14 protein-coding genes are annotated in these 23457 nt (G+C 64.9%); 11 read left to right on the top strand and 3 right to left on the bottom strand.

Going from position 1 to position 23457, the window contains the following annotated elements:
• The first annotated feature begins 334 nt into the window (after nt 1–334).
• The 4 genes from KF886_07610 to KF886_07595 all read left to right on the top strand — a co-directional run bounded on the left by KF886_07610 (nt 335) and on the right by KF886_07595 (nt 9323).
• Complete coding sequence (locus tag KF886_07610; protein MBX3177208.1) at nt 335–1498, top strand: exo-alpha-sialidase; 1164 nt, start codon at nt 335–337, stop codon at nt 1496–1498.
• Between the two features lie 716 nt (nt 1499–2214).
• Complete coding sequence (locus KF886_07605; GenBank protein ID MBX3177207.1) at nt 2215–2550, top strand: hypothetical protein; 336 nt, start codon at nt 2215–2217, stop codon at nt 2548–2550.
• Nucleotides 2547–3926, top strand: coding sequence for a transposase (locus tag KF886_07600; protein ID MBX3177206.1), 1380 nt, complete (start codon nt 2547–2549; stop codon nt 3924–3926). The genes KF886_07605 and KF886_07600 overlap by 4 nt, the downstream gene beginning before the upstream one ends.
• A gap of 438 nt (nt 3927–4364) precedes the next feature.
• On the top strand, nt 4365–9323 hold the full coding sequence (locus tag KF886_07595) for a hypothetical protein (GenBank protein ID MBX3177205.1): 4959 nt from the start codon (nt 4365–4367) through the stop codon (nt 9321–9323).
• Nucleotides 9324–10086: 763 nt separating this feature from the next.
• Here KF886_07595 and KF886_07590 read toward each other — a convergent pair.
• Nucleotides 10087–10947 (bottom strand): TIM barrel protein, encoded by an 861-nt coding sequence (locus tag KF886_07590; GenBank protein MBX3177204.1) that lies wholly within the window; start codon nt 10945–10947, stop codon nt 10087–10089.
• 167 nt (nt 10948–11114) lie between these two features.
• Between KF886_07590 and KF886_07585 the strand changes: the two genes are divergently transcribed.
• The 7 genes from KF886_07585 (at nt 11115) to KF886_07555 (ending at nt 21958) form a co-directional block, all read left to right on the top strand.
• Entirely contained in the window at nt 11115–13112 is a 1998-nt protein-coding gene (locus KF886_07585) for a DUF4838 domain-containing protein (GenBank protein ID MBX3177203.1), read from the top strand.
• 32 nt (nt 13113–13144) lie between these two features.
• The gene (locus KF886_07580; protein MBX3177202.1) at nt 13145–14602 is read left to right on the top strand and encodes a sulfatase-like hydrolase/transferase; all 1458 of its coding nucleotides are present in this window, start codon (nt 13145–13147) and stop codon (nt 14600–14602) included.
• Between the two features lie 622 nt (nt 14603–15224).
• Entirely contained in the window at nt 15225–15491 is a 267-nt protein-coding gene (locus KF886_07575) for a YHS domain-containing protein (GenBank protein ID MBX3177201.1), read from the top strand.
• Nucleotides 15492–15587: 96 nt separating this feature from the next.
• Nucleotides 15588–16502 (top strand): polysaccharide deacetylase family protein, encoded by a 915-nt coding sequence (locus tag KF886_07570; protein ID MBX3177200.1) that lies wholly within the window; start codon nt 15588–15590, stop codon nt 16500–16502.
• Nucleotides 16503–17343: 841 nt separating this feature from the next.
• Complete coding sequence (locus tag KF886_07565; GenBank protein ID MBX3177199.1) at nt 17344–19644, top strand: PSD1 domain-containing protein; 2301 nt, start codon at nt 17344–17346, stop codon at nt 19642–19644.
• Between the two features lie 33 nt (nt 19645–19677).
• Entirely contained in the window at nt 19678–21105 is a 1428-nt protein-coding gene (locus KF886_07560; GenBank protein MBX3177198.1) for a DUF1501 domain-containing protein, read from the top strand.
• Nucleotides 21106–21214: 109 nt separating this feature from the next.
• Nucleotides 21215–21958 carry an SGNH/GDSL hydrolase family protein gene (locus KF886_07555; GenBank protein ID MBX3177197.1) on the top strand — a complete coding sequence of 248 codons (744 nt, stop codon included), beginning with the start codon at nt 21215–21217 and terminating at the stop codon, nt 21956–21958.
• On the opposite strand, the gene KF886_07550 is transcribed toward KF886_07555, so the two are convergent.
• Entirely contained in the window at nt 21955–22404 is a 450-nt protein-coding gene (locus KF886_07550; GenBank protein MBX3177196.1) for a DUF2237 domain-containing protein, read from the bottom strand. The genes KF886_07555 and KF886_07550 overlap by 4 nt on opposite strands.
• Before the next feature lie 42 nt (nt 22405–22446).
• On the bottom strand, nt 22447–23067 hold the full coding sequence (gene lexA, locus KF886_07545) for a transcriptional repressor LexA (GenBank protein ID MBX3177195.1): 621 nt from the start codon (nt 23065–23067) through the stop codon (nt 22447–22449).
• Between the last annotated feature and the right edge of the window lie 390 nt (nt 23068–23457).

The raw sequence follows: 23457 nt of genomic DNA, 5'->3' as shown, positions 1-23457 counted from the left end.
ACAACGCAGTTTTCAGCCCGGACAACGCCCAGGGTTTGAGCAGTGGGTTTCTCATACGCCCTGAAAGGGCAGCGCCGTTGAACTTCAGAAACGCTGGGCTGGCTCACTGCGCTGCCCTTTCAGGGCGGGGAAGTTGGTGCCCCCGTGTTCCCCGGGCGTTGCCCGGGGCTGGGAGCTGCACTGGCCCTTCGGGCCGGAAGAGCAGTCGATACGATTAAACCAACTGAGGTCTAAACCGGCAGACATTGGCGGTTCCGGATAGTTCGGGCACGGAGAAACGCCTATGAATAGTCCCGTACGCTCAAACCGGATTAACCAAAAAAGGAGGCTCCCCATGCATCGAAGCATCGCCCTGTTGATTTTCCTCGCCGTGGCCCCGCCGGTTCTCGCGGGCGGCTACACGATCCAGCTCGACACGATCCATTCCGGCTATGACAAGAAGACGTGCTGGGTGCACCCGCGCGCGGGCACGATCCCGGGGGATTCGCCGATTGTGGTGCTGACGATGCAGAAATTGCTCCTGAGCGGATCGGATATCTTCTATGCGCTGAACGAAATGCGCACCGACGATCTCGGGGAAAACTGGAGCGGCCCGGTGGAGCACGACACGCTGGGGCGGCGTCCGGCGGAGGGAGACCGGACGCAGGTGGTGTGTGATTTTACGCCTAAATGGCACGCGGCGAGCCAGAAACTGCTGGGGACCGGGCACAACGCGCTGTACGGGCCGGACAACAAGCTGGTGCACAACCGTCCGCGGAGCACCGCCTACGCCGTTTACGCGCCGGAAACGCGGACGTGGTCGCCGTGGCGGACCATGGAGATGCCGCCGGCCCCGATCTTCTACAACAGCGGCGCCGGCAGCACGCAGCGCGTGGACCTGCCGGACGGCGACATCCTGCTGCCGATCTACGGCAAGTCGGAGGCGCCGGGGCCGTATGGATCCACGGTGATGCGCACGCGGTTCGACGGGGAGACGCTGTCGTACGTCGAGCACGGAGACGTGCTGTCCATCGACATCGACCGGGGCCTGTACGAGCCGTCGCTCGCGCAGTGCAACGGGCGTTTTTTCCTGACGATGCGCAACGATCGGGCCGGTTACGTGGCGCACGGGACGGACGGGCTGCATTTCAGCGATCCCGTGAAGTGGACTTTCGACGACGGCGAAGAACTGGGCAACTACAACACGCAGCAGCACTGGGTGACGCGCGGGGACACGCTGTACCTGGTCTATACGCGGAGGGGCGCGAACAACGACCACGTGTTCCGGCACCGCGCGCCGCTGTTCATCGCGGAAGTGGACCAGGAGCGGCTGTGTGTCAAGCGCGCGACGGAAAAGGTGCTGGTTCCGGAGCGGGGCGCGCGGCTGGGGAACTTTGCGGTGACCGAAGTAAACGAACACGAGACCTGGGTGACCGTGGCGGAGTGGATGCAGCCCGCCGGCGTGGAGAAATACGGGTCGGACAACAGCGTGTACGTGGCGCGGATTCGCTGGGAGTAGGGGGACTGCATCCGGCTGGCCAGTGCGCCCAACACTGGAACCCAGGCCCCAAACCAGCCGGTGGCTGTACCCCAGGGGACTGCATCCGGCTGGCCAGTGTGCCCAATGCTGGAACCCAGGCCCCAAACCAGCCGGTGGCTGTACCCCAGGGGACTGCATCCGACTGGCCAGTGCGCCCAATGCTGGAACCCAGGCCCCAAACCAGCCGGTGGCTGTACCCCCAAAACAAACCAGCAGCTGACTGCTCCAAAAAACACACAGGCGGGACGCCCACCACGGCGCGTCGTCGACCTGTGCCACATTCCTTCACAGGTACTCTTAAGAACCAAGGTGAAGCGTGCAAAGAACGTGGCACAGCCGTCCCGGCTGTGTACCGGTTGCGAAGCAACCGGCGTCATGAACGGCTGTACCCCAGGGGACTGCATCCGGCTGGCCAGTGCGCCCAACACTGGAACCCAGGCCCCAAACCAGCCGGTGGCTGTACCCCCAAAACAAACCAGCAGCTGACTGCTCCAAAAAATACACAGGCGGGACGCCTGTGCCTGGAGTTTCTACCTTTTGGGGGCCAGGTTAACAGTTCGTTCTTTCTCTATCGTACAGTTTTTTTCTTCCTCGTCGCTTCTTCCGCGCCTGCATAAGTCGGTCATTACAAATAATGCTTGACAGACCGACTCTATTGTGCTTTAATCTTGTCAGGTAGACAGGAGAATTGCACGATGAATGATGAGTTGCGCGATACGATATTGGAGGCTATGGAACAAGGCTTGGATGCGCAGCTTCGGGCAGTGCGCCGGTTGCGCAAGGGAGAAGATCCCCAAGAGAAGCTACGGCCCAGAAAAGGTAGGTCGCAAGTAGATATGGCGTATGACATACTTTTGAAGGCCGGTCAGCCCCTTCATGTCAGTGAGATTCTGGAGCGCATTGACAGGGCCTTTGGGGTTGGCGTGGATCGGGAAAGCCTGGTCTCTTCGCTTACCAAGAAGGTGGCCCGGGGGGACCGCTTTGTCCGCACGGACAAGAATACCTTCGGGCTCGAAGGGGGCAGGCGATGAGTCTCTTACACGAGTGGCTCGACATTACTGCCCGCTGGCGCGACGCTTTTACCCAGGAGCGCACTGCGGTGCGCGCGGTGCGGCAGGGACTGGGGTCTCTGGTATGTCTGGGGCGGCGCACGATCACGCGGGCGCTTTGGGCCTGTGGCCGGGAAAATCTGCCGTGGCAAGCCGAGTATCACCTGTACGGGCGCGCCAAGTGGGACCCTCAACAGCTTTTTGACCCTATTTGGGATGGGGCATTGCCCTTGTGCGGAGGCCCGCTCGTGGGCGTTGCCATCGACGACACCAAGCTGCATAAGACCGGCCGGTGTATTGTCCAGGCCTTTCACCAGCGCGACCCCCTGTCCCCGCCCTTCCATACCAACCTCATTCTGGGCTTGCGCTTCTTGCAGGCTTCTCTGCTCGTGCCGCTGCACCACGCCGGCCCCTTCAGCTGCCGCGCACTGCCTGTGCGCTTCGAGGAGTCTTCCCCCGCCAGAAAACCCGGCAAGAGGGCAAGCGATGAAGACTGGGAAGCCTACAAGCAAAGCCGCAAAGAGAATAACCTCTCGACCCATTGCGTGAAAATGATAGGCAACTTGCGCGCCAGCCTGGACGCCGCTGGCGCCACGAAGAACATCCTGGTCGCGTCCCTCGATGGCAGCTTCTGCAACCGCACCGTCTTCGGGGCCGAACGCGACCGCACCCAACTCATCGCCCGCACCCGCAAGAATGCCAAATTGTGCCATCGCGCCCCGGAGGGCTCACGGCGCTTCTATGCCCAGGAGAAATTTACCCCAGAGCAAGTACGCCAGGACGACACCATCGCCTGGGCGACCACGAAAATATTCTACGGCGGCAAACGCCGGAAGGTCCGCTACAAGGAGATCAAGAACCTCTACTGGCAAGGCGGCGCGCGCCGACTCCCCCTGCGCCTCTTCGTCGTCGCTCCTACCCCGTACCGCAAGCGAAAAAGCAGCAAGCGCTACTACCGCCAGCCGGCTTACCTGCTTTGTACCGATATGGTTCACGCCGCCCAAAGACTACTCCAGATCTACTTCGACCGCTGGCAGATCGAAGTCAACCACAGAGAAGAGAAAGACACCCTTGGCGTCGGCCAGGCCCAGCTCTGGAACCCAAACTCCGTACCCAAACAGCCCCCGCTGGCCGTCGCCGCCTACAGCGCGCTGCTACTGGCCGCCCTCAAGGCCTTCGGGCCCGAGCGAAATGGCAAATACGCACCCCTCCCACGATGGAGAAAGCACGCGACACGCCCATCGTGCCTCGACCTAATCACATTGCTGCGCAAAGAGATGGACGAACAGCCCCAATTGCTGCAACCACTCGGCATAAACACGTCAAGAACAAAAATGGCAAGCGCCGCAGCTGCGTGATAAGGTAGAAACTCCAGACACAGGCGGGACGCCTGTGCCACATTCCTTCAAAGGTACTCTTGAGAACCAAGGTGAAGCGTGCAAAGAACGTGGCACAGCCGTCCCGGCTGTGTACCGGTTGCGAAGCAACCGGCGTTTCATCCTTAACGACTGACGCAACGCGTCATGAACGGCTGTACCCCAAAAGCAAAGGTTCTCCACGGGTACAGGCACCCTCGCTTCCTGGTGGACGTTCCACGCCTTCGCGGCGCCGCGTACTGGGGCTCGGGAGCCAGTCCCCTCCATTTTCTTCGAACCCTTCCCGTCGGGCGGTGTCATACTGGATATCGCGGGGCTCTTCCGAGCCGACGCGAGGCAACCTGTAGCCGTTACTTCGGTATAGAAGCCGAATGAGCCCGCGCGGCGAATCACCGCCGCGACGCCAGGAGGGTTGGAGCGATGCGTATTTGTAAGGCAATGCCGTTTGTCATGTTGGCGGGCCTGGTGGCCTGGCTGGGGACTGGTTGGGCGCTGAGTGCGGCCTTTGCGCCGGTGCTGGCGCAGGAAAGCCCCCCGCCGGGCCGGGTGGACCGGGAATCCTTCGAGATCCAACCTGAATCGGGCGGGATGGTCGCCCGGGTCACGCTGCACAACCCGCGCGACGTGAGATCCAGCGAGTTGTTCCGCGTCACGATCCAGAGCATGGCGGGCCAGGTGCGGCTGGACGCTTCGCAGCGGGTGACGCTGGAGCCCGGCGCGAATTCGATCGCGCTGCCGCTGGGCGGGGCGCTACGCGGCGACCAGTACGCCGACAGCCTGGTGCGCTACGCCCTGGGAGGCGGGGCTGCCCGCGAACAGGGCGGCTTTCTCTTCGTGGATGTGTTCCCCCAGCTCGAAACCCGGCTGGTGGGCTTTTCGGAACTGCTCGCCGGGAGCCGCGCCTCCTTTCAGGTGGTCGCGTTGAACCACGCGACCGGCGCGCCGGTGTCGGGGGCCGACGCGGAAATCACGCTGATCCGCGATACGGTGCGCCACCCGCTGTTCTCGGGCAAAACCGGTGAAAACGGGACGTTGGACGCGCACTTCACCGTGGATCCGGCGCTCGCCGGGACGTGCCAGGTGGAGATCCGGATGGCGGCGGGCGGTTATGGGGAAGATGTGCTGGAGCAGCCCGTCACCGTGCGGCGGAAGTCGAAAATCCTGTTGACCACCGACAAGCCGCAGTACCAGCCCGGGCAGTTCATCGAAATGCGCGCTCTCTCGCTGAACGCGGGCGATCTGAAGCCCGCCGCGGAACTGCCGATGACCTTCGAGGTGCTGGACGGCAAGGGCAACAAGGTATTCAAGGAGTCGCTGGACACCGACCGCTACGGCATTGCCTCGGCGCGCTTTCAGCTCGCGACGGAGGTAAACCTGGGCAGCTACATCGTGCGGGCGATCCTGGGGGAGGACCAGAGCGAGAAGTCGGTGGTCGTGGACCGGTACGTTCTGCCGAAGTTCGAAATTAAGGTCAGCACGGATCGGGACGCCTACAAGCCCGGCGACACGCTGAAGGGGGAGATTCAGTCCGACTACTTCTTCGGCAAGCCCGTGGCCGGCGGCGCCGCAAAGGTGACGGCGTCCGCGTTCGCGGTGAACTTCGAGACCTTTGCGGAGGTCGAGGGCGCGCTGGATGACCAGGGCCACTGGTCCTTCTCGCTGCCGCTGCCGGCGCACTTCGTGGGCACAGAGTTGGAGCAGGGGCAGGCGTCGGTGCGGCTGGAGGTGGAGGTGACGGATACGGCGGACCACGCCGAAATGAAGACCGTGATGAAGCCGGTGGCGGCGGCCGACATGCAGGTCCACGCGATTGCGGAGGGCGGGCGGCTCGCGCCGGGGGTGGAGAACGCGGTGTACATCCTGGTGGCGGAACCCGACGGCAGCCCCGTGGCGAACGCGGCGGTAACGGTGGAGAGCGGACAGCTTGACGGCGCGATCCGGGCGGCCTCCAACGCGCTGGGCATCGCGACCCTGCGCTTCACGCCGCGCGCCGGCGATACGGAACTGCGGATCGCGGTTCAGGACCCGTCGGGGCGGCGCCACGCGCACACCGCCAAGCTCTCGTCCGAGTCGTCGGGCGACGCCATCCTGGTGCGGACGGACAAGACCCTCTACCAGGCCGGCGACACCCTGCGCGCGGACGTGGTGACCACCAAACAGCGGGGCAACGTGTATTTCGATCTTGTGCGTGAGGGCCAGACGGTGTTGACGCACGCGGGCACGATTGAGGACGGCCAGGCCTCGCTGGCGATCGATCTGGACCCGGCGATTATGGGCAGCGCGGTGCTGCACGCGTACATCTTTTCGCCCACGACCGACCTGATTCGCGACATGCGGCTGATCTACATCAATCCCGCGGACCAGCTTCACCTGGGCATCGCCCTCGATCGCGAAAGCTACCGCCCGGGCGAGGAGGCGCTGCTGAACTTCACGGTGACCGATCGCGAGGGACGCCCGGCGCCGTCCGCGCTGGGCATCGCGATTGTGGACGAGAGCGTGTTCGCGTTGCAGGAGCTGCACCCCGGCCTGGAGAAGATCTACTTCACGCTGGAACAGGAGATCATGAAGCCGCGCTACGAGATCCACGGGTATCACCTCGACACGATCATCCAGGATCCCGCGCCGCCGGTCCCCCTGCCGCGAAACGAGCCGCTGCGCTGGGATGACCAACAGCAGGAGGCGGCCCGCGTGCTCCTGGCGTCGGCGGAGGCGCCGCCCGCGCCCCCGATCCAGCAGAACAGCTTCACGGCGAAGCGCGGCGCGGCGGAGGCGGCCCTGGCCGAGCGTTTCGCGGGCGATTTCGACCGGATCACGAAGGCGGTGCAGCGCTATCTCGAACGGCACAACTGGAATGTGCCGGGCGACCTCGAAGCGGTGCTGCTGCGCCAGAAGTACGTGGCGCCGCGCGACCTGGAGGATCCGTGGGGCAACCGCTACCTGCTCGACTTCAGCGAGTTTAAGAACACCGGCTGGTTCCAGATGCGATCGGCGGGGCCCGACGGCATCGCCGAGACCGCGGATGATCTTACCCCGCAGACCCCGTGGATCCAGGCGCACCTGAACCGGGGCGGTTTTGGCGGCGGCGGCTTCGGCCGCGGCGGACTGGGCGGCGGCGGTTTTGGCGCGCCCCAGCCCTCTCGGCGCGGGATCGCGCTCTTCAAGGGCGCCCGCGAGGCGGGTGTGATGATGGACGCGATGCCGGAAGCGATGCCCGCGCCCGCGCCGATGGCGCTGGAGATGGCCGCGGCGGGCGTGGCGGATTCGGACGCCGGCGGCGGCGCGCCCCCGCGCATCCGCGAGTACTTCCCCGAGACACTGCTGTTCGAGCCCGCGCTGGTGACGGACGGCCAGGGCCGCGCATCACTGGCGGTGGGCCTGGCGGACAGCATCACGACGTGGCGCATGACGGCGATGGCGTCCAGCGCGACGGGCGCGCTCGGCAGCACGGAGACGCCGCTGCGGGTGTTCCAGGAGTTCTTCGTGGATATCGATCTGCCGGTGTACCTCACGCAGAACGATCGCGTGTCGATTCCGGTGGTGCTCTACAACTACCTGGACCACGCGCAGGACGTGCGGCTGGTCTTCGAGACGGCGGACTGGTTCGCGCTCGAGGGCGACGCCGAGGTGACGGTGACCATGGCGGCGGGCGAGGTGCGGTCGATGTACTTCCCGATCCAGGTGAAGGAACTCGGGATGCACAAGCTGACCGTGTTCGCGTACGGCGAGACCATGCAGGACGCGATCCGGCGCGAGGTGGAGGTGGCGCCCGACGGCGAGCGGGTGGAAGAAAGCATCAGCGACCGGCTCTCGGCGACCGTCGACCACACAATCATGATCCCGGACGGCAGCGTGCCGGGGGCGGAGAAGATCCTGGCGCGCGTGTATCCCGGCGTGTTCAGCCAGATCGTGGACGGGCTCGACAGCATGCTCCAGATGCCCTCGGGCTGTTTCGAGCAGACGAGCTCGATCACGTATCCCAACATTCTGATTGTGCAGTACCTGAAGGCGACGGAACAGATTAACCCCGAGATCCAGATGAAAGCCGAGGGCTTCATCAACGCCGGGTATCAGCGGCTGCTGACCTACGAGGTGGATGGCGGCGGCTACTCCTGGTTTGGCGACCCGCCTGCGAACAAGGTGCTCACGGCGTGGGGCCTCAAGGAGTTCTACGACATGGCGACGGTCCACGAGGTGGATCCGAATGTCCTGACGCGGACGCGCGCGTGGCTCCTGGCGCAGCAGGAGAGCGATGGCAGCTGGAAGCCCGACGCGAACTACCTGCACGCGGAGTCGTGGGGCAATATCCAGGGCAGCGACGTGCTGGTAACGGCGTATATCGCGGATGCCCTGGTCACGAGCGGGGAGCGCGATCCGGGGCTCGCGAAGGCGATGGAGTTTATCAAAGCCCGCTGGCGCGATGCCGGGGACGCCTACACGCTGGCGCTCGTCGCGAACGCGCTGGTGTCCTGGGATAAGAGCGATCCGGCGGCCGCGGCGGTCCTCGAAAAGCTGCACGGCATGCGCGTCACCGAGGGGGACACGGCCCACTGGAAGGGTACGGCGTCGGTGACGTTTACCCACGGCGACGCGGCGGATGTCGAAACGACGGCGCTGGCGCTGATCGCGTTTATGAAAGCCGGCCGCTACGGCGACACGACGACCCAGGGGCTCACCTGGCTCATTCAGAAGAAGCAGGCGAGCGGCCACTGGGGGTCCACGCAATCGACCATTCTCGCGTTGAAGGCGCTGATTCTGTCGCTGGAACATCAGTCGAAGGATGTGAACGCGAAGGTCCGGGTTATTGTGAACGACGCGGTGGTCAGCGAGTTTGCGGTCACGGCGGAGAACGCCGATGTTATGCGGCTCGTGGACGCGGGCGCCCAGACCCGGCGCGGCGCCAACCGGGTGCGCATCGAGTTCAGCGGCGAAGGGAGCATGCTCTACCAGGTGGTCGGGCGGCATTACGCGCCGTGGAGCCAGCGCCGTCCGACGGAGGAGCCGTTCAGCATCCGCGTGGACTATGACAAGACCGAGCTCGCGGTGAACGACGTGGTCACGGCGAAGGTGACCGTGAAGAACAACATGCCCGGCCAGACCGAGATGACCATCGTGGACCTGGGGATTCCCCCGGGCTTTGCGGTGGAGCGCGCGGACCTGGAGAAGCTGGTGGAATCGAAGCGGATCAGCCGCTTCGAGGTGGCCGGACGCCAGGTGATCCTCTACTTCGAGGAGATCGCGGGCAACGCCACCCTGGAGTTCGAATACGGCCTGCGCGCGAAGTTCCCGCTGAAGGTGCAGACGCCGGCCTCGCGGGTGTACGCGTATTACAACACCGAGCTGGAGGCGACCTCCGCCCCGGTGCTGCTTGAAGTGAAATAGACGGTCAAATGGAAGGGCCCCACCCGCCAAGATGGCGCGGGTGGGGCCTTTCCGTACTACTCTCCGCCATTTTCTCGTCTCTTTTTGGCGAGAAAATGAAAAACATCCATTATAGGTAAATGAAATAAAGGCGCCTCATTAGCCGTTTGGAGTAGTTCTACACATAACTAATATATATAGTAAACCACAATACAAGGAAGCGCGGCAAAGGATCGCGGACATTCCTGTCCGCGGCAGGACGAGCGCAAGACGTATCGTGATCGATGTGTATGTGAAGAGGCGCGGTTCTACAATGCTTTCCGCTCCTGGGAACGCCGGGATTCTATTCCAAACCTCTTACGCTGCTTTATTTCCCGAGCTCCCATTGCGCGGAATGTCCGCGATCCCTCGATTCACGAACTCTTGACCGAGACATGCTATCACACCGGGCGTGTCTCATTCCGCTAAAGTGTTATGGATTCCCAAAGCGAGACGGCCCTTTCTTCATTCGTGTTCATTCGCGTCTATTCGCGGTTCAACTTTGATTGGTTTCGGCCAGAAGCTGCCCCGCGCCCCTCGTGGTGATCATTACTTTGATTGCGCCCCGGCGCCTTCCAGGCGACCGTCGCGGCTCCGGCGTCATCCGCGAGGAAGACGCTACTCCTCGGCAATCTCGCCGGTGAGGAAGTAGTCGTAGTGGCTGCCATCCGGGCCTTCCGCGCCCTCGATGTAGCTCATGTTGCCGGTGACCACAACCGCCTGACGGCCCTTCGGCGGGCCTCACCTATGCGAGCCCGAGCACCTTGTCCATGCGCGCGGCGATATCCGCAAGCCGTTCCCGGCCGCCGCCGCCCACTTCGGCGGTGGCCCAGCCGGTGTAGTTGATGGCGGCGAGTTCGCGGCGGACGGCGGCCCAGTCGATGGAACCGTCGCCAATTTCGACCTCGAAGCCCTTCCAGAGGCCTTCGTTGAGCTGCTTGTCCCGGCTGTATTCCTTAACGTCGAGCTTCTTGATGCGGTGGCCGAGCACGGGGATCCAGTGTTCGGGCCAGGCGAAGCGGACAACGTTGCCGATGTCGAAGTAGGCTCCGACGATGGGGCTTTCGAGCTCGTCGAGGTAGCGCGCCATTTCTAGCGGGCTCAGGAGAAAGTTGTTCCAGACGTTCTCGACGAGGAGCATGATCTGCTTCTCTTCCGCATAGGGGATCGCGTCGCGGATGATGGCCTGGGTCTCGGTGTAGTTGTCGGCGTAGGACTTCTCCTCGCTGACGCGCCCCGCAACCAGCAACACCGAGTTGCTGCCATAGAGCAGGGCGCGATCGATGGCGCCGGGAATGTCGTTCACCGAGCCATTGACGACGCCGTGCACGGGCAGGCCGGTGGCCTCGCTGGCGGCGCGGATTTCCTCGGGGTCGGTCTTGTCGCCCACGGTGGGCTCCACGCCGTCGAACCCGAGTTCCTGCGCGAGCTTGAACTTGTCGAGCGCGGACATGCCGTCGCCCTGGATCATGGCGAACTTCACCGCCTTCTTGATCTTGCCGGTGAATTCGCCCGCCGAGGCGGGGGCGGCGGAGATCGCGGTCGCTCCCGCGGCGGCCAGGCCGGCGGCCTTCATAAAATCGCGTCGTGAAAACGAGGTGTTCATGGGTTTTTCCTCTTGTGGCCCTGAAGTGCGCGGCGCCCTGCGCCGTTTCGGGACCCATTCTAACAGCCGCGCCGGGCGCAATACAGCCCGGTCGGGGGCGCTTGCAGCGGGCTGCGCCCGCGCCCTACCATGGGCGGAGCTTCTTCAACCCCATTGAGGTGAATGCCATGCCGCGCGCCGTCCTTATCTTGTCACTTGTGGTCGCCGCCTTGATTGCCCCCGCCGAACCCGTGGCGATCGTGCTCGAAACGGGCGCCCCCGCCGCCGTGCTGGTCCTTCCGGACGCCGCCGAGCCGGTGGTGGCGTATGCGGCGGAGGAATTCGCCGATCACGTGGCGCGCGCGACGGGCGCAACACTTGCGACTCTATCGGAAACGGACGCGGGCCGTTCTTCGCTCAATCAGATTCATATCGGGCCGACCCGCGCCGCGGCGGACGCCGGAATCGACGTGGCCGCGTTGCCCGGGGAGGCCTTTGTGCTCCGCACGGCGCCGGGCCGCGTCTTTATTGCGGCGGAACAGGGCTCCGGCGATCCGTTGAGCACCGGCGCGGCGGGCGCGCTCTGGGGCGTGTACGAGGTGCTGGAACGGTCGCTCGGCGTGCGCTGGCTCTGGCCGGGGGAACTGGGCACGGTCGTGCCGCGCCGGGCCGCGCTGATTATCGGCCCTTTCGATGAGACTATACCCCCGCGCTACCAGCAGCGGCAGTTGCGTCCCAGCCTGGGGCTGCGGGGCTTCACGGAGGGCGATCCGCGCCTGGGCTTCTCGGAGGCGCAGCGCGCGGTGTACGCGCGGGAGCAGTCCGTGTTTCTGCGGCGCCACCGGATGGGCCGCACCGAGGGCACGTATTTCGCCTCGCGGAAGTTCGGGTCCGGCCACGCCTTCGAGGGCTGGTGGGAGGAGTATGGCGCGGAACACCCGGAATGGTTTCAGCAGAATCCCGACGGGTCACGGGGCCCCGAGGATCCGTCGCGCCCGAAGCGCGTGAGCATGTGCGTGAGCAACCCGGCGCTGGCCGAGAAGGTGGTGGAGCGCTGGGCGGCGGAACGCGCGGAGCGTCCCGGCGAGCCGCTGGGCCTGGGGATCGGCGAGAGCGACGGATCGGCCATGTGCGTGTGCGCGGAATGCCGGTCCTGGGACGATCCGATGCCGGATTCGACGGCTTATCCGGCGGGGCTGGAGCGCTCCTTTGAGCCGGTGCAGGCGGGCGCGCGGTATGCGCGATTCGCCGCGCGCGTGCACGAGCTGGCCGCCAGGATCGACCCCGAGGTGAAGGTGCATTTCTACGCGTACCTGAATTATTTCTGGGCGCCACAGGACGTCACGTTGCACCCCAACATCATTATCGGTTTCGTGCCGTGGTTCCGGTGGGCGGGGTGGTTTCCCCGGACGGACGAGGAGCAGGCGTGGATCAAGGCGCAGTGGGACGGGTGGCAGCGGACTGGGGTGTCGGCCTATTACCGCCCGAACTGGTTTCTGGACGGCTACAGCATGCCGCTGGTCTACACGCGCCAGTTCGCGGACGCCTTTCAGCACTACCACCGGAACGGGATGATGGGCACGGACTTCGACTCGCTGCAGGGGATGTGGGCCGCGCAGGGGCCGAACCTGTACACGCTCGCGCGCATTCACGTGCGCCCGGACGCGCCGCTGGAGTCGATTCTGGACGAATACTACGCCGCCTTCGGGCCGGCCGCGGATGCGGTGCGGGATTACTTCCAGTTCTGGGAGAACTACGCGACGCAGAACAGCCCCGTGGCGGCAGATGCGATCCGGTCCCGGCGCGGCGGCAACTTCCGGCGCTACGCGCTCTACGCGCTCGTGGCGGACGAGCTGTACCCGCCCTCGGTGTTTCCCTCGGGCTTCGGGATGCTCGATATCGCTGAAGCCGCCTGCGCGGGCGAGGGGGATCCGGTGTACGCCGGGCGCGTACGCTTTCTGCGGGCGGGCCTGGAGCACGCGCTGAAGTGTGTGGAGACGGCGGCGATCATGAACGACCCGTCCTCGACGGCGGAAGCGCGGGGCGCGGCGCTTTCCGCGCTGGCGGCCTACCGGCAGACGGTGGAAAGCCTCGGCATCGCCAACATGGATCGCGCCGCCATCATTGAGACGGATAGCTGGAAGGAGGTCGCGGGCTTCCGCGATCCGTGGGCGAGCGCGCCTTGAACCAATCGCCAACACCCAACCGGGAGACCATTATGCGGAGATTGAATCGAATCGGGACAGGCGTTGCCTTGATCGGCCTCGCGCTGCTGTCGCTTCTTGTGGCCGGGCTGGCGCGCGCGGAGGAACGGCCCAATATCCTCTTCATCATGACGGATGATCAGGGCCCGTGGGCCTGGGGCGGCGGCGGGCATCCCGACGCGATCACCCCGAACCTGGACCGCCTTCGCAGTGAGGGCGTGCACCTGGCCAATTACTTCGTCACGACGCCCGTGTGCAGCCCGGCGCGGGCGAGCATGCTTTCGAGCCGCTATTCCACCGAGCTCGGCATCACGGATTACATCCCGCCGGACGGCGAGAACGGGCTCGACCCCGCGCTTCCGGTCTGGCCGCGCGCGCTCGACGAGGCGGGCTACCGCACCGCGCATATCGGCAAGTGGCACGTCGGAGAGTTGGACCAGTACCTCCCGAAACATTTCGGGTACGACTACTTCGCGGGCTTCCGCCACGGCCCGGGCACATCGAAGGATCCGAAGGTTGAATTTGACGGAGAGATCCGCGAGATAAAGGGGTATACGCCGGATATCCTGACGGATCTGGCGATGGATTTCATTGCTCGGGACGATAGCGCGCCGTTTCTGGTGTCATTGCACTACTGGGCGCCACACGCGAACACGGCGGTCAAGACGCCCGACGGCGACCGGACGTGGCATCCGCTGAGCGACGCGGACTGGGACCTGTTCAAGGAGCGGGAGATTACGCTGCCCGAGCCGCGCCACCCGGAGTTGGATGTTCCCCGCGCCATCCGGATGACGCGCGAATACCTGGCGAGCGTGCACAGCGTGGACCGGAACCTGGGGCGCCTCTTCGCGGCGCTCGACGCGCGCGGGCTGCGGGACAACACGATCGTGGTGTTCACCTCGGACCACGGGTACAATATGGCGCACCACGGCATCTGGCACAAGGGCAACGGGCGATGGCTGCTCGTAAACAACCAGGGCAGCAGGCCGAACCTGTGGGACACGTCGCTGCGCGCCCCGGCGATTATACGGTGGCCGCGCGGTATTGAGGCCGGTTCAACGATCAATCAAACCACCTCCAATCTCGACTGGTTCCCATCGCTGCTCTCGCTGACGGGCGTGCCGATGCCGGCGGGCGCGTTGATACGGGGGCAGGATTTCGCGCCCCTGCTGCGCGGACAGGCGCCCGTGTGGAATGACGCGTTTTTCGTGCAGTACGACCAGCGCCTCTCGCTCGACGGCTCCGGGAACCTGCGGGCCTACCGCACCCCGCGCTGGAAGCTGGTTCGGGACTACCGGAACGCGGGCCAGGACGAGTTTTACGATCTGGCGTCGGATCCGGGTGAGCTGAACAACCTCATCGAATCGGCGGATCCCGAAGTCCAGGTGGCGATCGCGGGCCTGGAGCAGGCGCTCCGCGCGGCGATGGCGCGCGTGAACGATCCCGCGCTGATTCCTCCTCGGGCAGAGTGAAATCGGCAGGGGAATCGCATTTAAACTCGACCTCGGTATATGGGCGTAAACTTGAGTCGATTTGGAACCTTGAATCAACGATAGTGAGCGTTTTGGAGCGCCGGAATCTGTGCCGGCAAGGTCAGGGATTCGCCGCAGGCGAAATGCCAGCGCTCCAACACGCGCCCCTTTTTGACATTGAAGGTGGTTCATGTGGCGCTCGGCTCGAGTTGGAAGTTTAAATGCGATTGCCCTGGTGAAATCGGGCATCGCGCGCTTTTTTTCGGTACAATGGACGTTTGGCGCGGTTTCGGACCGCGCCCGAATCCGAGAACCGTTCGCGGCCCAAGCCCGGGCCGCGGCGCGACCCCTGGAGGATAGTGTTATGAAACGAATAGCAATCTTTGGTCCGGCTGTTGCCGCCGCCCTGGCGATGTACGGTTGCGGCGGCTCCGCGCCGGAGCCATCGCCGGATGCCGCGCCTTCGCCCGGCGTGGAAGTCACGCCCCCGGCCGCCGACACCGAAATCCCGTCAAGCGTGACGCCGATGCCCTCGCCGGTGGATCTCGAGCCCGTGCCCGCGCCGGCCGAGGAGGAGGCCCCGGCCGAGGAAGCCCCCGCGGAGGAGGCTCCCGCCGAGGAAATGCCGGCGGAGGAGTCGGAAACGCCGGCGGTGGAGCCTGGTGACAGCGAGGCGGCCGCGCCATCGGTCGATCTGGAGACACTCGCGCTCAAGATCGATCCGGTCTGCAAGATGACCCTCGAAGGCATCCCGATCGTGGGTACGGCGGAGCACGAGGGCAAAACGTATGGGTTCTGCGCGGCGCTCTGCAAGAAGAAGTTTGAGGAGGACCCGGCCGCCATGCTGGCGCGCCTGGCGCCGAAGCCCGAAGGCAGGCGGGACAAGTGAGCGCCGCGGGCCGGCGCGGCTGAACGCGTGTATACAAGGCCGCCCGGCGCCCTTCGGGCGGCCTTTTCCATCCGAAACGAACGAGGAGAACAACCGATGTTTCGCATTCCGCTTTTGCTTGCCCTGACGGCAATGCTTGCCGCGCCCGCGCTCGCCGAACCCACCTACGCCGAGCGGCTCGGCTGGAACGCCGGAGACCGGGTGCTGATTATCCATTCCGACGACGCCGGGATGTCGCTGGCGAACAACGAGGGCACGCGCGAGGCCATGGAATACGGCCTGGTGACTTCGGCGAGCGTGATGATGCCGTGCGCGTGGGTACCCGGCTGGCTGGCCTACACGAAGGAGCGCCCGGGCATCGATTCGGGCCTGCACCTGACGCTGACCTCGGAATACGACGAATACCGCTGGGGCCCGGTGGCCGGCAAGAGCCAGGTCCCCGGCCTCACCGACGAGCAGGGCTGCCTGCCGGACAATGTGCGGCTGGTGGTGGAAAACGCCACGCCGGATGAAGTGGAAACCGAGATCCGCGCGCAGATCGATCGCGCGGAGACAATGGGCCTGCCGATCACGCACCTCGACTCGCACATGGGCACACTGTTCCGCCCGGAATTCATCGATCGCTTCGTGAAAGTCGGGATCGAGAAGCAGATCCCCATCCTGATGGCGCCGCGGGCCGGCGACTTCGCGAAAAAAGTGTGGGAGGGCGGCCTGCCGGTGCTCGATCACATTCATACAGACAGCTACAACTGGAAGACCACCAATATAGATGAAAAGGTCGCGCATTTCGTGGACGCGATTCGCAACCTGAAGCCCGGCGTCACCTACATGATCATCCACTGCACGAAGCCGAACGACGTGATCGGGAAAATCAATGGCAACCGGGACTTCTTGTATGGCGATTACTTCGCGATGATTGACCCGCGCACCAGGCAGGCCATCGAGGACGAGGGCATCATCCTGACGACCATGAAGGAACTCAAGGCCCGCCGGGACAAGGTCGGGAAATAACGCAACCACACGAAAAGCGCGCGGTCCGGAGCGCCCGGGAGGGCCTCCGGGCCGCGTTTTTTTTGGAAGGGGAGGGGGTGCGGATGCGCTGGCACTTTTCCTCACCGCAACCAAAATGAGGATCACCACGAAGGGCACGAAGACCACAGCGCAGCTTCTGGCCGCAATGGAAAAAACTTGAACCGCGAATAAACACGAATGAACGCGAATTGTATGGTGGTTCAAGGCGTAGCGATGATGAATGTAGTGGACTCGGGATTCCCGCTCTTCCGGCCCGAAGGGCCAATGCAGCTTCGGGGCGTTTCCTCATAACAACGCCGACAGATTAGGCCGAATTTCGAACCTGCGTTCCGGCTGCGTAACCTGATTTGTATGAATGGATTACCGCGTGACTTTCCAATAAACTTGGTAAAAAACAAAAAATGACGGATAGTGGTACGAAGGAAAGACGTTGGAGAAGGATCGATATTCACGCGAAGCCGCCGGTACGCTCCAACGACCGGAATCAATTTCAATCCGTGTCATCAGTGTAATCCGTGGTCAAAATTCCTGACCCCGGCCAGCGGCTATTCCCGGTGCATTCGTGTGCATTGGTGTTCATTCGTGGTCAAAAATGCGCGCTCATTCAACCACCCACTCCATCCGCGTGCAAAGGAACACCCTGTGCGTACTCTGCGGTTGAAGCCCCTCTCCGTTTCTCTTCGCGGCCTTTCGTGGTGATCCCCTCTTCGGTTGCGGCCAGACGCTGCCCTGCGTTCTCCGTTTTCCCCGGGGCTTTTCCGGTGCGGCGGGTATGGTTTATGATACGTGGAGCAGCAGATCGTAAACCGGAAGTAGCAGCATGCCCCGTATTTCGCACATGGCCCAATTGCGATGCGCCGCCCTGGCCTTGCTGGCGGCGGGCGCTGTCTCCGCGCCGGCGGATCCGGTTTCCTATAACCGGGATGTGCGGCCGATTCTTTCGGAGAATTGCTTCCGCTGCCACGGGCCGGACGCGCGCACGCGGGAGGCGGGGCTCCGCCTGGACGCACGGGACGAGGCGCTGGCGGTCCTTGCGCCGGGCCGTCCAGAGGCGAGCGAACTGATCCGCCGGATTACCGCGACCGACCCGGCGGACCGCATGCCGCCTGAGGTGACGCACAAGGCCCTGGGCGCGGCGCAGATTGAACTGCTGACCCGCTGGGTGGCCCAGGGCGCGCCCTACGAGCGGCACTGGGCCTTCATTCCACCGGTGGCGCCCGAAGTTCCGGCGGTGCGCGACACGCGCTGGCCGAAGAACCCCATCGATAACTTCATTCTCGCGCGGCTGGAGGCGGAGGGGCTCGCGCCTTCGCCAAGGGCGGACCGGGCGACGCTCCTGCGGCGGGTTTCGCTGGATCTGACCGGCCTGCCCCCGACGCCCGGGGCGGTGCGCGCGTTTGATCGGGACACGGATCCCGACGCCTACGCGCGTGCGGTGGACCGTCTGCTGGCATCCGAGCGCTACGGCGAGCACATGGCGCTCGGGTGGCTGGAGGCCTCCCGCTACGCGGATACGGACGGGTACCAGAACGACCGGCTCCGCTACCAGCACGTGTGGCGCGACTGGGTGATCGAGGCGCTGAACGAGAACAAGCCATTTGATGCGTTCGTCATCGAGCAGCTCGCGGGCGATATGCTGCCGGACGCGACCTTGCGGCAGCAGATTGCGACGGGCTTCAACCGCAACCACCGGATCAACTCCGAGAACGGCTCCATTCCGGAGGAGTGGCATGTCGAGAACGTCGTGGACCGGGTGGACACGGTGGGGACCGTGTTCCTGGGGCTGACAATGGGCTGCGCGCGCTGCCACGATCACAAGTACGATCCGATTACCCAGCGGGAGTATTTCGAGCTCTTCGCGCAGTTCAACAACGTGCCCGAGTGGGGCGTCGGGCCCAACAACGGGAACAGCCCGCCCTTTATCCGGGTGCCGAACAGCTGGCCGGACCTGGCGCCGGCGGAGGATCGCCTGATCCCGCCGGAGCCTGTGAAGCTGAACCGGCGTCCGGGTTCGGTGGACCGCCCGCAGGCGGGCAACCCGCTGACGGTGATGGTAATGGCGGAAATGGAAACGCCGCGGCCGACGTATCTGCTGAACCGGGGGCTGTACAGCGATCCCGACACGAGCGAGGTGCTGGCGCCGGGCGCGCCCGCCGCTCTGCTGGGGCCGGGCCAGACGCCGCCCGCGAACCGGCTGGAACTGGCACGCTGGCTGGTGGAGCCATCGAATCCGCTGCTCGCGCGCGTGACCGTGAACCGCTTCTGGCAGCACTTCTTCGGGACGGGGATCGTGGCGACGCCGGAGAACTTCGGGTTGCAGGGCGCGTTTCCCTCGCACCCGGAACTGCTGGACTGGCTGGCCACCACCTTTATCGCCCTGGACTGGGACGTGAAGGCCTTTCACCGGATGCTGGTCACGAGCGCCGCGTACCAGCAGGATTCGCGCGTGCCGTCGGGGACCGCGGCGCGCGACCCGAAAAACAGGCTCCTGTCGCACATGCCGCGCGTTCGGCTGACCGGGCAGCAGCTGCGCGATCAGGCGCTGTTCGCGAGTGAATTGCTGGTGGAGCAGGTCGGGGGCGCGTCGGTGTTTCCGTATATGCCGCCCGGCCTCTGGGAGTCGGTGAGCAACGCCAAGTATTACCAGAGCTGCGGGGACGACCTGTACCGGCGCAGCCTGTACACCTACTGGCGCCGCACCACGCCGCCGCCGATGATGACGGGGTTCAACGCCGCGAACCGCGAGGTCTGCATCGTGCGGAATGAATTGACCAACACGCCGCTGCATGCCTTGACCGTCATGAACAACGTAGTCTTCGTGGAGGCGGCGCGCGTGATGGCGGAGCGGATGATCGAAGAGCACGCGGGGCTGGAAGCGCGCGTGGCGGCGGGATTCCAGCGCGTGCTGGCGCGGCGTCCCGACGCGGTGGAGCTGTCCCGGCTGTGCGACGCCCACGCCGAATTCCACCGGGCCTTTTCGCGCGACCCGGATCGGGCGCGCGCGCTGCTGCGCACCGGCGACCGGCCCTACCGAACGATCTTCGACGAGGTCGAACTCGCGAGCATGACGATGGTGGCTTCCGCGATTCTGAATCTGGACGAGGCCATCATGCGCAATTGAACCGGGCGGCGCGCCGCCCCGGGAGTACCTGGTATGCACACGGAATACACGCGGATGAGCCGGCGGGCCTTCTTTGGCCAGGCGGGCGCGGGCGCGATGGCGCTGGCGGCACTGCTGGACCGGGATTGCGCCGCCGCCGCGGCTTCCCACGCCGATCTCCCGCATTTCGCCCCGAAGGCCCGCCGCGTCATCTACCTGTTCCAGTCGGGCGGCCCGTCGCAAATGGACCTGTTCGACTACAAGCCCGGCCTGCGCGACCGGCGGGGCGAGGACGTGCCGGCGTCGGTGTATCCCGACGAGCGGAAGACGACGATGTCCTCCGGCCAGACGAACTTTCCCGTGGCGCCGAGTATTTACAACTTCCAGCGGCAGGGCGACGCGGGCATCTGGATGAGCGAACTGCTGCCGCATACGGCGAAAATCGCGGACGAGATGTGCCTGATCAAGTCGATGCACACGGAAGCGATCAACCACGATCCGGCGATCACGATGTTTCAGACGGGATCGCAGCTGCCGGGCCGCCCGAGCATCGGCGCCTGGCTGGCCTACGGGCTCGGATCGGAGAACGAGAACCTGCCCTCCTTCGTGGCCATGAATTCACGCGGCAAGGACCAGTCGGGCGGGCAACCGCTCTACGACCGACTCTGGGGCAGCGGATTCCTGCCGTCGGAGTACCAGGGCGTGAAATTCCGGAACCAGGGCGACCCCGTGCTGGACATTTACGATCCGCCGGGCGTGGACCGCGCGATGCGGCGGACGCTGCTGGACGCCGTGCGGGATTTGAACGCGCGCCGCCACCAGGTGGTGGGGGACGCGGATATCCACGCGCGCATCACACAGTACGAGATGGCGTTCCGGATGCAGGCCTCGGTGCCGGACCTTACGGATCTCTCGGACGAGCCGGAATCGACCTTCGCGCTCTATGGCGAGGAGGCGCGGCGTCCGGGGAGCTACGCCTACAACTGCCTGATCGCGCGGCGGCTGGCGGAGCGCGGGGTGCGCTTCGTGCAGTTGTTCCACCAGGGCTGGGACCAGCACGGGAGCCTCCCGAAACGGCTGCCGGAGCAGTGCCAGGACACCGACCAGGCGAGCGCGGCGCTGGTCGTCGATCTGAAGCGCCGCGGCCTGCTGGACGACACGCTGGTGGTCTGGGGCGGCGAGTTCGGGCGCACGGTGTACTGCCAGGGCGAGCTGACGGAGAAGAACTACGGGCGGGATCACCACCCCTCGTGCTTCAGCATGTGGCTCGCGGGCGGCGGCGTGAAATCGGGCTTGAGCTATGGCGAAACGGATGATTACAGTGTGAACGTGACGGAGAATCCGGTGCATGTGCACGATTTGCACGCCACGCTGCTGCACCTGCTCGGCATTGACCATACGCGCCTGACCTACAAGTATCAGGGCCGCGACTTCCGTCTGACGGATGTCCACGGGCGGCTGGTGCGTGATATTCTGGCGTAAGTGTGGGCTCGCCAAAGCTCCGGACCCCTGCGTGATACAATACCCCATGGTCCGCGAAAAAAGACGGCGCCGCGGACCGAAGAATGTCGACCGAACAAAGGGAAAACTCATGATCCATTGCGCGTATCGTATCCATGTTTGTTTGCTCGCGACCGTCGCCGTGCTGGCGGCCGGCATTGCGGCGGCGGCCGAGAAATCGGACGCGCAACGCGCGTGGGAGGCCCGCGTCGGCGAGAAGGCGAAGTCGAACCCCGCGTTTGCCTGGGTGGAGGACGATCCGGCGCTGCCGCGCGTGTTGTTGATCGGGGATTCCATCTCGATCGGGTATACCGTGGCGGTTCGCGAGGCGCTTGCGGGCGCGGCGAATGTGCACCGGATTCCGGTGAACGGGGGCGACACACGCCGGGGCCTGGAAAACCTCGACGCGTGGCTCGGCGAAGGGAAATGGGATGTCATCCATTTCAACTGGGGCCTGCACGATCTCAAGCGGCTCAAGGACGGCCAGCTGGATGCCTCGTCGGAGCGGGAAGTGGCGCTGGAGACCTATGCGGCCAACCTCCGGACGCTGGTGGAGCGCCTGAAGGCCACGGGCGCCACGTTGATCTGGTGCGCGACGACGCCGGTGCCCGAGGGGGCGGCGGGCCGGATTCCGGGCGACGAGGTGGAGTACAACGCGGCGGCGGCGGCGATCATGGCGGAAGAGGGCGTGCGCGTGAACGACCTGTATGGGCACGTGAAGCCCGTGCTGGACGCACACCAATCGCCGGCAAATGTGCACTTTACCCCGGAAGGATCCGCGTTCCTTGGGAAACGGGTGGCCGAGGTGATTCGCGAGGCGCTGGCGGGCCGCTAGTACGCTTCGGCGTCCACGGCGTGGTCGCGGAGGTCGGAGAGGTTGACGAACTCGAGCGCCGAGATGTGCGTGGCCTCCAGGACCACCGGCGGCGCCATGCCGGCGTCGAGGGCTTCCTTCCAGCGCATCGCGCAGAGGCACCACTGGTCGCCGGGCTTTACGCCGGCAAAGGCCATCTCGGGGCGCGGGGTGCTCAGGTCGTTGCCGCGGCGGCGGGAGAATTCGAGGAACTCTTCTGTCGCGCGTATACACACAATGTGCAGCCCCAGGTCTTCCGCGCCGGTGTTGCAGCATCCGTCCCGGTAAAAGCCGGTGAGGGGGTCAAAGGAGCACGGTTGCAGGTCCGTACCCAGCACATTCTTCGCTCCAGCCACAACAATTCTCCCAGCGGCGCCCCCGGACGCGCTGTGCCGCTTGAAAAGGTTTTCCGCCGCCGACAACAGCATAGCCCAGCGGGGCCACAAGCCGCAAACGCGGGCGGCGGCGCGTCAGTTCAGGGAGCGCTGGAGCGCCACCACCACGCCCTGCAGGCTTACGGCGCGGGCCGGGAACACCATGGTGTCCATCGCGGCGTTCGCCGGGCGCAACTCCACACTCGCGCCGCGCGGGTAGTAGTGCTTGACCGTGGCCTCATCCTCGACGAGCGCGACGACGACATCGCCGGCGCGTGGGCGGCGCTCCTGATCGACGATGATGATGTCGCCGTCGAGGATGCCGTCTTCTATCATGGAGTCGCCGCGCACGCGCAGACAGAAGGCGCGGCGCTGGGCGAGGCCCGCATCGACGGGCACATGGCCTTCAATGTTCTCCTCCGCCAGAATGGGCACGCCGGCCGCGACATTGCCCACCAGGGGCAGCACGCCGACTTCGCTCTGGTAGAGGCCGGCGGCGGCCTTCTGGGTGATGGTGATGCCGCGCGCCTTCGACGAGGACCGCTCGATGTAGCCCTTGCGTTCGAGCGCCACGAGGTGGTCGTTCACGCCGTTGGTGGAGGCGATCCCGAATTCCTCGCCGATCTCGGCGATGGTGGGGGGCATGCCGCGATCCCGTATACACTCGATAATGTAGTCGAGCACGTCGCGCTGCCGCCGTGTGAGCTCCTTGGCCATGGGGTGATTCCTTCCTGGGAACAAACTGAAATCATGTTCAGCCTTATTGAACCATGTTTGGCGCCCGGTGTCAAGTTATTGTCGCCTCAGGGCAATCGCATTTAAACTTCCAACTCGAGCCGAGCGCCACATGAACCACCTTCAATGTTAAAAAGGGCGCGTGTTGGAGCGCTGGCATCCTTGCCGGCACAGATGCCGGCGCTCCAAAACGCTCACTATCGTTGATTCAAGGTTCCAAATCGACTCAAGTTTACGCCCATATTCCGAGATCGAGTTTAAATGCGATTGCCCTGATTGTCGCCGGCAATCCATCGCGCGCCTGTATTCCGCGCACGAACCTGTTACGATACGGAAGTTGCCCGCCCCGTGGGGCCACGGGCCCAACCCGAT

The organism is Candidatus Hydrogenedentota bacterium (genome assembly GCA_019637335.1).
Classification (GTDB): domain Bacteria; phylum Hydrogenedentota; class Hydrogenedentia; order Hydrogenedentales; family JAEUWI01; genus JAEUWI01.
Note: the sequence above shows the minus strand (reverse complement) of the source record. Positions and strands in the feature narration are given on the sequence as shown.